This window comes from Phenylobacterium sp. (assembly GCF_965229015.1).
In the GTDB taxonomy this organism is placed as follows: Bacteria; Pseudomonadota; Alphaproteobacteria; order Caulobacterales; family Caulobacteraceae; genus Phenylobacterium.
Window position 1 is genome coordinate 1,490,210 of sequence record NZ_CBDDIM010000002.1, and the last position, 13,366, is coordinate 1,503,575.

Consider the following 13,366-nt stretch of genomic DNA (forward strand, 5'->3'; position numbering starts at 1 on the left):
GGTTCTAGGACCTCTGAGACCTACGGCGGTCGCAGCTCACCAATCACAAAAACACCTGGGTCCCCGCTTTCGCGGGGATGAGCGGATTTGTGGGGTCTATTTGACGGGCTCGGCACGCCCCCAATGCCCCTCGAAGCTCTGGGCCTCGATGAAGATGCGAGTGACGTCGGGATGGGCGGCCTTGATGGCCCTTTCGATGCGGGTGACAGTGCGTTCCACCTCGCCGGCGGGCATGGCGTCGTCGAAGTCGAGGGACAGGGCCACCAGGATATCGCAGGGGCCGAAGTGCATGGTCAGGAGCTCGTTGACCCGGGCGACGCCGGGCTGGGCGCCGGCGATGGCCTTGATCTCGGTGCGCGTGTGAGGGGCGGCGGCCTCGCCGGTGAGCAGGCTCTGGCTCTCGGCGGCCAGGAAGAAGGCGGTGACGCCGAGGATCAGGCCGACGCCGACGGAGGCGACGCCGTCCAGCACCGGCATGTTCAGGGTCTGGGAGAAGAACACGCCAAGCAGGGCCACCAGCAGACCCAGCAGGGCGGCGGTGTCCTCGAACAGCACGGTGAAGACGGTGGGGTCCTTGCTGGACTTCACCGCCGCGACCCAGCCGCGGCCGGCGCGTTCCTCGTTGAAGGACTTGAGCGCCACGATCCACACGGCGCCCTCGAAGATCACCCCGAAGGCCAGGACCAGGTAGTTGACCCAGGCGTTCTCGATGGGCTCGGGGTTCCGGATTCGCTCGATCCCGTGCAGCACCGAGACCACCGCGCCGACCCCGAAGATCAGCACCGAAACCACGAAGGTGTAGAAGTAGAGCTGCAGGCCGTAGCCCAGGGGGTGGCGCTCCGTGGGGGCCTTGGCCGCCCGGCGCAGGCCGTTGAGCAGCAGCAGCTGGTTGCCGGTGTCGACGACCGAGTGGATGGCTTCGCTCATCATGGCGCTGGAGCCGGTGAAGAGGGCCGCGGCGAACTTGGTGATCGCGATGGCGGTGTTGCCGGCCAGGGCGGCGAAGATGACGGTGCGGGAGTGGGCCATGGGTCGCGGTAGAACGCGGCAGGCGGAAAATCGTCCGTCGCCATCGCGCGCATCCTTGGCTAGCCTGCCCGCATGATGATCGGTTTCGTCGCGGTCTGACCGCGCCTCCAGCCCGTTCGACCTGACCGCGTGGCCCTTGGGGCTGCGCTCGAGCGCCTGCGTGCGCGCATCATCCGAAAGACAAGACATGGATCTGATCATCCGCGGGGCCGCGAGCCCCGACGACGCCTACATGCCCATCTGGGCGCCCCTGCTGGCCTTCAACGAGAAGACGGTGGGGAACGCGCAGGGGGAGCCCTTCGCCCTGACCATCACCGAACCCGACAGCGAAGAGGTCTTGGGCGGGCTCTGGGGCCTGTCGCTCTGGGGCTCGTTCTATATCGGCCTGCTGGTGACGCCCGAGGGCGCGCGGGGGCAGGGGCTGGGGACGCGACTGATGGCCCAGGCGGAGGCCGAGGCGGTCGCCCGCGGTTGCCGCAACATCTGGCTCGACACCTACGCCTTCCAGGCGCGGGCCTTCTATGAGCGGCTGGGGTTTGCGGTGTTCGGCCAGATCGACGGACCGGCGCCGATGTTCCCGCGCTGGTTCCTGCGCAAGGACCTGTAAAGGCTCAAAAAAAGAGGGGCGGCGTATTGGACGCCGCCCCGTGAGTTAAGTTCTCGAGGGGGAAGACCTCTAGAACTTCTTGGTGACGCCCAGCTTGAAGTAGCGGCCGAGCGGATTGGCGGTGAAGGGGTCGTAGCTGAGGTCCAGCCGGGCGAAGGGCGGGTCCTGGTCGAAGACGTTGATCACCGAGGCCGTCACCGTCACGTCCCAGGGCAGGAAGGCCCGGTAGCTGATGTCGTGGGTGAGGAAGGCGTCGACCTTCTTGCCGTTGGGGCTGGCCGCCGTGAAGGTGGTGGCCCCGCGGGTGTCGATCATGTCGTCGACATAGCGGACGGTCCAACGGATGTTCTGGTCGCCGCGGGTGTATTCGGCGAAGGCCGTGGCCTTCCACTTCGGCTGCGAGCCGTAGCCCAGATAGTCCATGGTGCCGGAATAGTCGGCCGCCGGCAGGACGGTGACGCCCTCGATGGTGGTGGCGGCGACGTCGTAGTTCAGCACGTAGGTCATATCGAGGCCCAGGCCGACGGAGCCGTCCAGGACGTCGCGGAACTTGTAGTTGGCCGAGAAGTCCAGGCCGCTGGTCTTCACGTCGGACCCGTTGACGTAGTTGATCCGCACCCGGTTGATGTTCCCCGGCAGGCAGACGCCTCCGATGAAGCTGACCCGGCTGAGCAGGCCGGCATAGGCCGGATTGGCGCAGTTGTTGGGCAGGGTCGTCGAGGTGCCGTTCGGGAACAGGGCGTTGACGATGGACGAGCCGCTCTCGTTGCGGATCGGGCCGGCGAAGTCGAAGCTCCAGTAGTCGAGGGTGGCCTGGAAGTCGCTGATCTGGACGATGGCGCCCAGGTTCAGGGTGTTGGCCTTTTCCGGCTCCAGGTTCGGGTCGCCGTAGAGGTCGTAGGCGCGATAGCCCCCGGCCACGGCGGTGTAGGCCAGGTTGGTGGTGAAGGCCGGGGCGATCTGGGTCTGGGGCGGGGCGCGGAAGGTCGAGCCCGCCGAGGCGCGGAAGGCCAGCCAGTCGGTGGCCTGCCACTTCAGGGCCACCTTCGGATTGGTGGTGGCGCCGACATTGCCGCTGTAGCTCTCGTAGCGGACCGCCAGGGTGGCGGTGAGGCTGTCGGTCAGCGGCGCCTGCAGTTCGCCGAAGGCGGCCAGCACGCTGTAGTCCAGGTCATAGTTGGTGAGCGGGCCGAAGAAGCTGAAGGCGCCGTTCTTGGCCGTGCAGGTCGCGGCCGGATTGATCGGGCTGTCGACGCAGGGGGTCACGGCGATGTTGGTCAGGTCGCTGACGCGACGGTCGATGGCGCTCCAGCGGTACTGGCCGCCGGCCGCCCAGGCGAAGGCCCCGGCGCCCAGGTCGATCGGCAGCTCGCCGTTGAAGACCAGGTCGGCGGCGAACAGCCGGGTGCGGGTCTCGTAGGAATAGTCCTCGAACAGGTAGTCGAGGACGTCCTTCGAATTGGCCGTGGAGCCGACGTAGTTGGGGTTGGTGCGGCCGTCGAGGACGTTGGCGGGGACGCCGGTGGAGAAGGGGTTGAAGTAGAGGCAGCCGCCGACGCCCGGGGTCCCGGTGGCGACGTTGCAGCCCGTGCCGCCGAGGCCGCGCAGGGCCAGCTCCAGGCGCGAGACGATGATGTCCGGCGTGGCGATCTCGCTCTGATCTTCCATGTAGGTCAGGGCGGTGTCCCAACCGATGCCGTTCTCGAACTTGCCGTTGAAGCCGCCCGAGACGCGGAAGGCCGTGAACTTGCGGCGGTCTTCCTTGCCCTCATAGCCGTAGAGGCCGTTGCCGCCGACGCCGAGCGGACGCCAGGCGATGGAGGTGAACAGGCCGCTCGTGGCGGCGGTCGCCGGGGCCAGACCCTTGGCGATCAGGGCCTGCAGGCCGGGGTTGGAGGCCGGGATGTAGAAGCCGTTGCCCTGGGCCTTGGTGGTGGTGGCCGAGGAGGGGAAGTTGTTCGGCGGATAGGAGGGCGAGGAGTTCTCCTCCGGCACGTCGTGGCCGGCATAGAGCACTTCGAAGTGGAACTTGGTGGAGTCGGTGACCTCGAGGTTCACCTGGCCGAAGAGCTGGTAGTGCTCCTCACGCTCGATGAGGTTGTCGAAGCCGATGTACTGGAAGGCGCAGCTGGGGCCGGAGATCACCGCGCAGCCGGGGTCGGCATAGGCCGAGGTGTAGCTGGCGCCGCCGTTGGCGCTGGAGAGGTAGATGCCGGGGCTGCCGAAGCTGGACCAGCCGCCCTGCGGGTTCTCGGTGATCGAGCGGATCGTGTAGTCACGCTCGCGGGTGTTCAGTTCCGAGCGGTGGCGGTAGCCGGCGGTGAGCAGCAGGTCGCCGCGGTCGCCGACCCAGCCATAGGCCAGGCCCGTGGTGTATTCGCCGTCCGATCCCGGAATGAAGGAGTACTGGCCCGAGGCCTCGAAGCCGTTGAGGTTCTTGCGGGTGATGAAGTTGACCACGCCGGCCACGGCGTCCGAGCCGTAGGTCGCCGCCGCGCCGTCCTTCAGCACCTCGACCCGGCCGATGGCCGCGGCGGGGATCAGGTTGGTGTCGACGGTGATGTTGCCGGGGGAGACCGCCATGCGGCGGCCGTTCATCAGCACCAGGGTGCGCTCGGCGCCCAGGCCGCGCAGGTTGATGTTGCCCGAGCCGGTGGTCTGGCCGGCGCCGAACTGGTTGGACTCGCCGATGGCGCCGCTGACCGCGGGGATCGACTTGATCAGGTCCACCGTCGAGGGGGCGCCCTGCTTCTGCATCTCATCGGCGCCGATGACGTTCACCGGCAGGGCGGCGTCTTCCGGCGAGCCGGCGATGAAGGACCCGGTGACGACGACTTCGGAGACTTCGGCGTCGTCCTGGGCGAAGGCCTGGCCGGCGGTCAGGCTGAGTATGGCGGCCAGCGCGACAGACGAGGCCCCGGCAAGATAGCTTTTGTTACGCACGCGTTTCCCCTGTTTCAAATATAACTGCGTTATCAGCCGCAATATTGGCAGACCGCTGCGGGGAAAGAGCGGCGGCAGTTCTGAAACTCAAGTCTCTTTTCTGTTAGAATTTTCCGAGATGAGAAAAGACCCTGACGGTATTGTCAAAACTAGTCTGATATCGGGATTCAGTTTTTCGCGTTACGTCAAAACCATACCGAAGTTTCGAACACCTCTGAGAAAAGGCGTTTGAAAACAGTCCAGCCGGTCGGTAAAAAGTTGACGCAGGGGCCGAAAGGGCGGGCTGTCGTTTTTCGGCAACAGGGACGCGCAAAACCGCCTCCGGAGTCGGTTCGACAGCCGGGACGGTTCGCTTACAGCGTCAGAAAATCGCGCGGTGTCGGGCTACCGAGTCGGGGCGACGGCGCCGGACGTCTCCGGGGTGGGCTCGACGGGGGCCGCCTCTGGGGCCGGGGCGGCCTCGGGCGCCGGGTCGCTGTTCACCTGGAAGGTCTTGCCCATCAGCTTGGCGCGTTCCTCCAGGGCATGGGCCGTGGGGGTGCAGCGGACCGGCAGGGTCCAGCCCATCCAGTTCTGGGCGACCTGGCGCTTGGGCATGTTGGCGGCGGCGGCCCAGGTGGCGTGCCCCTTCTTCACGGCCGCGGCGCCGATGGTGTTGATCGGCTTGAGGCTGGCGCGCTCGGCGGCCTCCATGGCGCGCGCGAACAGCTTCATGTCCTGCTTGGCCCGGGTCTGGATGGTGGCGTAGGCCTGCAGCTTCTCGGCCAGGGTGGTGTCGGGGTTCACCGGCGGGGTTTTCTCGATGTCGGTGACGTCGGGCATCATCTGGTCGTGCAGGTCGACGTAGCCGCGCAGGGCCCCGTAGCACCAGGCCACCAGGCCGTAGTCGTCCCGCGGCGCGCCGGCCGGATAGGGCATGTCCTCGGTGAGGGTCAGCTCGGCGGGGGCGGGCGCAGCCGCGGCGGGCTCGGCGGCGGCGAACAGGGCGAGGGCGGCGATGAGTGCGGACATGAAGACGTTGGAACCTTGAAACTGTGTCGATCAGGAGGCGGCGAGTGATCCGAAGCCTCCGCCCCCGGGGGTTTGGATCTCGATCACGTCGCCAAGCTGGACCGTAACCGAGAAGCAGCCGGGAAGTTCCTTTACCGCGCCCGAGGCCGTGATCAAACGCTGGGCGCCGGGGAGGGCGGGGCCGCCGCCCGCGATTCCCTGGGGCGCGTGGTCGCGCCGGGTGGAGAGCAGGGCGGCCTCCATGGGGGCCAGGAAGCGCACCCGCCGCACCGCCCCGTCGCCGCCCCGGTGCGCGCCGGCGCCCCCGGACTCCGGCCGGATCGCATAGGTCTCGACCCGGACGGGGAAGCGCCGCTCCAGGATCTCCGGGTCGGTGAGGCGGCTATTGGTCATGTGCGTGTGAACCGCGCTGGCGCCGTCGGCCTGGGCCGTCGCCCCGGCCCCGCCGCAGAGGGTCTCGTAGTACTGGCGGGTCTCGTCGCCGAAGGTGAAGTTGTTCATCGAGCCCTGGGCGTTGGCCATGACGCCGAGCGCCGCATAGAGGGCGTCCACCACGTGCTGGCTGGTCTCGACATTGCCGGCCACCACGGCGGCGGGCGGGGCCGGGGCCAGCATGGAGCCGGGCCGCGTCAGGATGTTGAGGGGCGCCAGACAGCCGGAATTGAGCGGGATGTCGTCGTCCACCAGGGTTCGGAAGACATAGAGGGCCGCGGCGTCGACGATGGCCGAGGGGGCGTTGAAGTTCGACGGCAACTGGTCGGCGGACTGGCGAAAGTCGAGGGTCGCCTCGCCCTTGGCGGCGTCCACGGTGGTGATGACGACGATCTCGCCGCCGCCGTCCATGGGCACGCGGGCCAGGCCGTCCGACAGCCTGCCGATGGCCCGGCGGACCGAGGCCGTGGCGTTCTGCTGCACGAAGGTCATGTAGGCGGCCACCACCTCGCCGCCGAAGCCCTCGATCATGCCGGCCACCGCCGCTGCGCCGGCCTGGCAGGCGGCGATCTGGGCCTTGAGGTCGGCGATGTTGCGGTCAGGGGCGCGGGCCGGCCAGCGCCCGGCCCCCAGGGCCGCGCGGGTGTCGGCCTCCAGGAATAGTCCGCCGCGCATGATCGGGATGGCGTCCAGTAGCACGCCCTCCTCGTCGATGGTCTTCGAGAAGGGCGGCATGGAGCCCGGCTGCACCCCGCCGACATCGGCATGGTGGCCGCGGGCGGCGACATAGAAGGCCGCCGTCGCGGCGCCCGGCATGAAGACCGGCATGACCACGGTGATGTCGGGCAGGTGGGTGCCGCCCGCGTAGGGATTGTTGAGGGCGAAGGCGTCGCCGGGCCTGAGGGTGGGATGGCGGTCGCGGACGGCGCGGACGCTGGCGCCCATGGAGCCCAGGTGGACCGGCATGTGCGGCGCGTTGGCCACCAGGCCGCCGTCCGCGTCGAAGAGGGCGCAGGAGAAGTCCAGACGCTCCTTGATGTTCACCGAGTGGGCGGTGCGTTCCAGGGCGGCGCCCATCGCCTCGGCGACCCCCATGAAGCGGCGGTTGAAGAGCTCCAGGGTGATGGGGTCGGGGCGGTCCAGGGCGATGGCGCGGGCCTGGACCCCGCCAGCCCGGGTCAGGCGGATGAGGCCGTCGTCTTCCGCGGTGGCGCGCCAGCCCAGGGGCAGGGCGATCTGGGTGTCGGGGCGGACGATGAGGGCGGGCCCCTCGAGGGTGGTGAGGGTCTCGGCGGCGACGATGGGGGCGGTGGTGGTTTCGCCGTGGGCGAACATCCCGATCCGCTCATCCCCGTTGACCTGCGATGAGCTGACCCCGCCTTGGCGGCTTCGCGCCGCCGCTTCGCGTTCGCGGGGATGGGCGGCGTCTTGAATGGCCTCGGCCTCGACGCTGGCGATCACGATGGTCCGATCCGGCTCCACGAAGCCGAACAGGCGGCGGTGGGCGGCCTCGAAGGCGGCCTTCACCTGCGCCAGCGGCCCCAGCGCGGTGGGCAGTTCGGCGTCGGCCCCGTCGTAGCGCAGGCGCAGGGTGCGGGTGAGTTGGCCGTCGTCGGCGCCCTGGTCGGCCAGCGCCTGGCGGGCCTCGGCCTCGACACCTTCGAGCTGGGTGGCGGCGCGGACGAGGCCGGCCTCGTCCAGGGGGGCGTCGAGGCCGGCCTGCTTCAGGGCCGTGACCCGCGCCTGGCCGATGCCCCAGGCCGAGAGCACGCTGCCGTAGCGGGGGCACAGCACCTCGTCGACGCCGAGCGCCTGCGCCACCTGGCAGCCCACCTGGCCCGCCGCGCCGCCGAAGGCCACCAGGGCGTGGCCGCGCGGATCGAAGCCGCGCTCGGTGGAGATGCGGCGCACGGCCTGGGCGGTCTGTTCCACGGCGATGGCCACGAAGCCCTCGGCGGCGGCCTCCACGCTGGCCGCGCCCATGGCTTGGGCCAGTTCGGCCAGGCGGGCGCGGGCGGCGGCCACGTCCAGGGGGGCGTCCGCCCTGGGGCCGAAGATGGCCGGGAAGAAGCGCGGATCGAGCCTTCCCAGCACCAGGTTGGCGTCGGTGACCGTGGCGGGACCGCCCCGGCCATAGGCGGCGGGGCCGGGGTCGGCGCCGGCGCTGTGGGGGCCGACCCGGGCGCGCAGGCCGTCGAAGAACAGGATCGAGCCGCCGCCCGCCGCCACGGTCTCCACGTCCAGCATGGGGCTGCGCAGCTTCACCCCGGCGATCACGGCGGTGTCGCGGCGCTCCAGGCGGCCGGCATAGCGGCAGACGTCGGTGGAGGTGCCGCCCATGTCGAAGCCCAGGGCCTGGTCGGCGTGGGCCGCCCGCGCGGTCTCGGCCACCCCCACCACGCCCCCCGCGGGGCCGGAGACCACGGCGTCGCGGCCGCGGAAGGCCGAGGCGCGCACCAGGCCGCCGGCCGAGGTCATGAAGTAGAGCGGCGCGCCGGCCACGGCGCCGGCCACCCTCTCCACATAGGCGCGCAGCACGGGCGTCAGATAGGCGTCGGCCACGGTGGTCTCGGCCCGGGGGATGTAGCGGGGCAGGGGGGAGACCTCGTGGCTCAGGGCCACGAACTCGAAACCGGCGGCCCGCGCCAGCTCCCCGGCGGCGATCTCGTGGGCGGGGTTGAGGTCGGCGTGCAGGAAGGCGATGGCGGCGGCGGTGTAGCCGTCGGCCACAGCCGCCTTGAGCTTGGCCGCCAGGTCCTCGCGGTCGAGGTCTCGGACCACGGCCCCATCGGCGGCGAGGCGTTCGCGGGCCTCGACGACGCCGGAATAGAGCGGCTCGGGGCGGACGATGTTCAGGGCGAAGAGGTCGGGCCGGGACTGGTCGCCGATCACCAGGGCGTCGGCGAAGCCCTGGGTGGCCACGAACAGGGTCGTGGCCCCGCGCCGCTCCAGCAGGGCGTTGGTGGCCACGGTGGTGCCCATCTTGATGGCTTCCACGCGGTCGGCCGGGAAGGGGGCGCCAGGGCCGGCGCCCAGCACCCGGCGCATGGCCTCGACGGCGGCGTCCTCATAGGCCGGCGAACTGGAGAGCAGCTTGAGCGAGACCTCCTCGCCGTCGCTCGCCTTGCCGATCACGTCGGTGAAGGTGCCGCCGCGGTCGATCCAGAAACTCCAGAGCCTGTCCAAAACTTAACCTGCCTGCGGGATGATGCGCGTTGTGTTTGCTGCGTTGCGGAAGTAGCCTTGTCGATACTCCCATGAGTTTCTGGCGCAACATTGCTGGGCTCGCCGTCCGCCGCCCCGATGGTTGCGAAGACTGCGACGAGTGTCCTCCGGGCCTGCCCGGCGAGGATCCCACCTTCACGACCGCCGTCACGGCGCTGGGCGCCAAGCTGGCCAAGGCCGACGGCCGGGTGAGCGTCAGCGAGTTCGACGCCTTCGCCCAGGTCTTCCAGACCGACGCGGCCTCGGAGCGCAACATCCACCGCCTGTACGACCTGGCCCGCCAGACCACCCATGGCTACGAGAGCTATGCGATCCGGCTGGCCAAGCGCTACCGCAACTGCCCGGCCCTGCTGGAGGACGTCCTGGACGGCCTGTTCCACATCGCCGGCTCGGACGGGGCGGTGACCGCCGACGAACTGGCCTATCTGGAGAGCGTCGCCCATCTGTTCGGCTTCTCGCCCCTGGTGTTCCGCCGTCTGAAGGCCACGCATCTGGGCCTCTCGGCCGAGGATCCCTACGGCGTGCTCGGCGTGCCCCACGACGCCCCCGACGAGGAGGTCCGCAGCGCCTGGAAGGGCGCCCTGGTGGTGGCCCACCCCGACCGCGCCCGGGCCCGCGGCCTGCCCTCGGAGTTCATCGAGGTGGCCGAAGCCAAGGCCGCCTCCATCAACGCGGCCTTCGATACAATCATGCGTGAACGGCGGGCGATGGCGCTCGAAGGCGTGGCATGACCAAGCTTTCGTCGCTTTTTTCGGTTGAGAAGCGTTGACGCCGGGGATCGCCGGAACGACATAATTGTTTAGCCGTCAGAAAAGACGGCGCCAGAGGAAGCCATGGTCAGGGAATTCGCCCGCAAACACGGTTCGGCGCTCCGCAGCTTCGCGGTGCTGGGCGGCGCGTTGGCCACCACGGCGGCCGTCGTCATCGGCGCGGTCCTGGCCCTGTTCGCCGCCGCCACGGTGGTGGTGATCGCGGTGATGTCCTCGGCCCTGCTGGCCCTCGCCGGCCTGGCGCTGCGGGCCAAGCGCACCGCCCACGCCCGGGCCGACGACGGCGTCATCGAGGCCCGCAACATGGGCGGCCACCACTGGGTCGCTTACGGCTGGAACGAGCGGCGGTAGTCCACTCTTCGCTCTGAGCCTGTCATCCTAGGCCTTGCGCCTAGGACCCTTGCCGAAACCTCTGAATTCTCGCCGGTGAAGCGGAGTCGTTTGTGTGCGCCGGTAGCTCAACGTCGCCGACGGAGGGGTCCTAGGCACAGGGCCTAGGATGAGGGGGGGAAGTGACGCTGCGTAGGGCTTGCCCGTCTCCATCGCCACCTCTACCGTCGCCTCAAACAAGCGTTGGGAGAAGACGGCTATGATCGGTGTGATCGCGACCCTGAAGGTCGCCGAAGGCAAGAATGCGGAATTCGAGGCGATCTTCACCGACCTCGCCAAGCAGGTGCGGGCCAATGAGCCCGGCAATGTCGCCTACCAGCTCACCAAGAGCCGCACCGATCCCCAGATCTACAAGGTCCTCGAACTCTACAAGGACCAGGACGCCCTGACCGCCCACGGCGGCACCGACTATTTCAAGGCCGCCGGCGCCAAGATGGGCCCCTGCATGGGCGGCCGTCCCGAGATCGAATACCTCGACGGCGTTTAGGGGAGGTCGGCATGGATCTCGACTTCTCGCAAGGTGACCTCGCCTTCCGCGACGAGGTCCGCGCCTTCATCGCCCAGGCCTTCGACGACGACATGCGGGCCCACATGGCCCAGGCCAAGAACGCCCATATCGACAAGGCCGGCCAGGTCCGCTGGTGGAAGCGGCTGAACGAGAAGGGCTGGATGGCTCCCGACTGGCCCGTCGAATACGGCGGGACCGGCTGGAGCCATGCCCAGAAGTACATCTTCGACATGGAGATGGCGCTGGCCGGGGCGCCGGACACCTCCAACATGGGGGTGCGGATGTGCGCCCCGGTGGTGATGGCCTTCGGGACCGACGACCAGAAGAAACAGCACCTGCCCAAGATCCTCTCCAGCGAGGTCTGGTGGTGCCAGGGCTATTCCGAGCCGGGCTCCGGATCGGACCTCGCCTCGCTCTCCATGAAGGCCGAGCGGGACGGCGACCATTATGTACTAAATGGTTCAAAAATCTGGACGACCTACGCCCAGCACGCCGACTGGATGTTCTGCCTGGTGCGGACCTCCAACGAGGCGATCCGCCAGATGGGGATCAGCTTCCTGCTGCTGGACATGAAGACGCCCGGGATCACCATCGTCCCCCTGCCGACCCTGGATGGGCCCCCGGACGGCGAGCAGGAGATCAACCAGGTCTTCTTCGAGAACGTCCGGGTCCCGGTTTCCAACCGGATCGGCGAGGAGGGGCAGGGCTGGACCTACGCCAAGTACCTGCTGCAGTTCGAGCGCGGCAACGCCTATGCGCCGGGCCTGACCAACATGCTGGCCAAGGTGAAGGCCATCGCCTCGGTGGAGCCCTCAGACGGCGGCCAGCGGATGCTGGACGACACCGATTTCCGCCGCAAGCTGACCGAGACCCAGATCAAGGTCGACGCGCTCAACGCCACCGAACTGCGGATGTTCGCCGCGCGCACGGCGGGCGAGGCGATGGGCGCGGCGTCGTCGATGTTCAAGCTTGAGGGCAGCCAAGCCCAGCAGGCGATCACCGAACTGGCCCTGGAGGCGGCGGGGATCTACGCCCAACCCTTCGTGCGCGACACCTTCGCCGAGCTCCGCGGCGAGCGGAACGAGCCCCGGGCGGGTCCGGACTACGCCGCCACGGTGGCGCCGATGTACTTCAACTACCGCAAGACCTCGATCTACGCCGGCTCCAACGAGATCCAGCACAACATCATCGCCAAGATGGTCTTGGGGTTGTGAGCTTCCAGGCCTTCGAGGCCGCCCTGGCCAAGGCTGTGGCGGACGGCAGGATCGCCGGAGCCGTGGCCCTGGTCACCGACCGGGACGGGGTGACCTACGAACACGCCGCCGGAACGCGGGCCGCGGGACAGCCGGCGGCGATGGACGCCCAGACGGTGTTCTGGATCGCCTCGATGACCAAGGCCATCGTCTCGGTGGCGGCCCTGCGGCTGGTGGAGCAGGGCAAGGTCAGCCTCGATGGGGACCTGGGCGAGCTGCTGCCGGACCTGAAGGACCTGCAGGTCCTGGAGGATGTCACCGGCGGCAAGGCCAGGCTGCGGCCGGCCAAGGGATTCGTCACCCTGCGCCAACTGCTGACCCACACCTCCGGCTTCGCCTACCCCTTCAGCCATCCGGGCCTGATGGCCCACGCCCAGACCGAGGGCGCGATGGACCCCAATTCCGGAAGCCGGGCCGCGCACCGCCAGCCGCTGATGTTCGATCCCGGCCAGGGCTGGATCTACGGCATCGGCATCGACTGGGCCGGCATCGTCATCGAGGCGGCCAGCGGCCAGCGGCTGGACGCCTATCTGAAGGACCACGTGTTCACGCCCCTGGGCATGAGCGACACGGGCTTCGCGCTCTCGGAGGCGCAGGCGGCGCGCAAGGCCAGCGTCCATGTCCGCGGGCCGGACGGCGCCCTGATTCCCATCCCCTTCGGCATGCCGGCCGATCCCGAGGTGCTGTCGGGCGGGGGCGGGCTCTACTCGACCGCCCCGGACTATGCCCGGTTCCTGCGGATGCTGCTGGGAACCGACGGGGGCGGGGTGATCTCGCCCGAGACCCTGCGCGGCCTCAGGGACTCCCACACCGCTGGCCACCGGGCGGGGATGCTCATCTCGACCATGCCGAACATGAGCAACGACTTCGACCTCTATCCGCACATGGAGGTGGGCCACGGGCTGGCGACCATGGTCACCCCGGAGCCCACCGGCGACGGCCGCGGCGCGGGCAGCCTGTCCTGGGCGGGCCTGGCCAACACCTATTACTGGGCCGATCCCGAGGCGGGGCAGGGCGGGGTGCTGATGACCCAGCTGCTGCCCTTCGCCGATCCCGAGGTGCTGGCGCTGTTCAAGGCGCTGGAGCGCGGCGCCTACGGGTTGGACTAATTCCTCCCCCAGCGCGTAGCGCGTTTCGGGGGAGGTGGATCGCTGGCGAAGGCGGCGAGACGGAGGGGGCTTGAGCCTTGCCGCCGTCC

General features: G+C 69.1%; 10 protein-coding genes. 6 read left to right on the forward strand and 4 right to left on the reverse strand.

What is annotated here, in order from left to right; all coding sequences use genetic code 11:
* Positions 1–96 precede the first annotated feature (96 nt).
* Positions 97–1,029, reverse strand: a complete 933-nt coding sequence (locus ACO06I_RS23610; protein ID WP_421935062.1) for a cation diffusion facilitator family transporter — start codon at positions 1,027–1,029, stop codon at positions 97–99.
* A 187-nt stretch (positions 1,030–1,216) separates the two neighbouring features.
* Here ACO06I_RS23610 and ACO06I_RS23615 point away from each other — a divergent pair, with 187 nt between their 5' ends.
* Entirely contained in the window at positions 1,217–1,636 is a 420-nt protein-coding gene (locus ACO06I_RS23615) for a GNAT family N-acetyltransferase (protein WP_421935063.1), read from the forward strand.
* A gap of 69 nt (positions 1,637–1,705) precedes the next feature.
* Here ACO06I_RS23615 and ACO06I_RS23620 read toward each other — a convergent pair whose 3' ends face one another.
* The 3 genes from ACO06I_RS23620 to ACO06I_RS23630 all read right to left on the reverse strand — a co-directional run bounded on the left by ACO06I_RS23620 (position 1,706) and on the right by ACO06I_RS23630 (position 9,208).
* Entirely contained in the window at positions 1,706–4,579 is a 2,874-nt protein-coding gene (locus ACO06I_RS23620) for a TonB-dependent receptor (protein WP_421935064.1), read from the reverse strand.
* Between the two features lie 384 nt (positions 4,580–4,963).
* A complete protein-coding gene (locus ACO06I_RS23625) occupies positions 4,964–5,590 on the reverse strand; it encodes a hypothetical protein (RefSeq protein ID WP_421935065.1) in 627 nt (208 codons plus the stop codon).
* A 30-nt stretch (positions 5,591–5,620) separates the two neighbouring features.
* A complete protein-coding gene (locus ACO06I_RS23630; RefSeq protein ID WP_421935066.1) occupies positions 5,621–9,208 on the reverse strand; it encodes a hydantoinase B/oxoprolinase family protein in 3,588 nt (1,195 codons plus the stop codon).
* 71 nt (positions 9,209–9,279) lie between these two features.
* On the opposite strand from ACO06I_RS23630, the gene ACO06I_RS23635 reads away from it, so the two are divergent.
* From ACO06I_RS23635 to ACO06I_RS23655, 5 genes are all read left to right on the forward strand, one after another.
* The gene (locus ACO06I_RS23635) at positions 9,280–9,978 is read left to right on the forward strand and encodes a TerB family tellurite resistance protein (RefSeq protein WP_421935067.1); all 699 of its coding nucleotides are present in this window, start codon (positions 9,280–9,282) and stop codon (positions 9,976–9,978) included.
* 102 nt (positions 9,979–10,080) lie between these two features.
* Positions 10,081–10,368 carry a hypothetical protein gene (locus ACO06I_RS23640; RefSeq protein ID WP_421935068.1) on the forward strand — a complete coding sequence of 96 codons (288 nt, stop codon included), beginning with the start codon at positions 10,081–10,083 and terminating at the stop codon, positions 10,366–10,368.
* A gap of 238 nt (positions 10,369–10,606) precedes the next feature.
* Positions 10,607–10,894, forward strand: a complete 288-nt coding sequence (locus ACO06I_RS23645) for a putative quinol monooxygenase (protein ID WP_421935069.1) — start codon at positions 10,607–10,609, stop codon at positions 10,892–10,894.
* A gap of 11 nt (positions 10,895–10,905) precedes the next feature.
* Positions 10,906–12,129 carry an acyl-CoA dehydrogenase family protein gene (locus ACO06I_RS23650; RefSeq protein ID WP_421935070.1) on the forward strand — a complete coding sequence of 408 codons (1,224 nt, stop codon included), beginning with the start codon at positions 10,906–10,908 and terminating at the stop codon, positions 12,127–12,129.
* Positions 12,126–13,277 carry a serine hydrolase domain-containing protein gene (locus ACO06I_RS23655; RefSeq protein ID WP_421935071.1) on the forward strand — a complete coding sequence of 384 codons (1,152 nt, stop codon included), beginning with the start codon at positions 12,126–12,128 and terminating at the stop codon, positions 13,275–13,277. Before ACO06I_RS23650 ends, ACO06I_RS23655 begins: the two co-directional genes overlap by 4 nt.
* The last annotated feature ends 89 nt before the right edge of the window (positions 13,278–13,366 follow it).

Coding starts and splice junctions, on each gene's coding strand:
- ACO06I_RS23645 (WP_421935069.1), top strand. CDS start 10,607: ATGATCGGTGTGATCGCGACCCTGAAGGTCGCCGAAGGCAAGAATGCG.
- ACO06I_RS23640 (WP_421935068.1), top strand. CDS start 10,081: ATGGTCAGGGAATTCGCCCGCAAACACGGTTCGGCGCTCCGCAGCTTC.
- ACO06I_RS23625 (WP_421935065.1), bottom strand. CDS start 5,590: ATGTCCGCACTCATCGCCGCCCTCGCCCTGTTCGCCGCCGCCGAGCCC.
- ACO06I_RS23635 (WP_421935067.1), top strand. CDS start 9,280: ATGAGTTTCTGGCGCAACATTGCTGGGCTCGCCGTCCGCCGCCCCGAT.
- ACO06I_RS23610 (WP_421935062.1), bottom strand. CDS start 1,029: ATGGCCCACTCCCGCACCGTCATCTTCGCCGCCCTGGCCGGCAACACC.
- ACO06I_RS23650 (WP_421935070.1), top strand. CDS start 10,906: ATGGATCTCGACTTCTCGCAAGGTGACCTCGCCTTCCGCGACGAGGTC.
- ACO06I_RS23615 (WP_421935063.1), top strand. CDS start 1,217: ATGGATCTGATCATCCGCGGGGCCGCGAGCCCCGACGACGCCTACATG.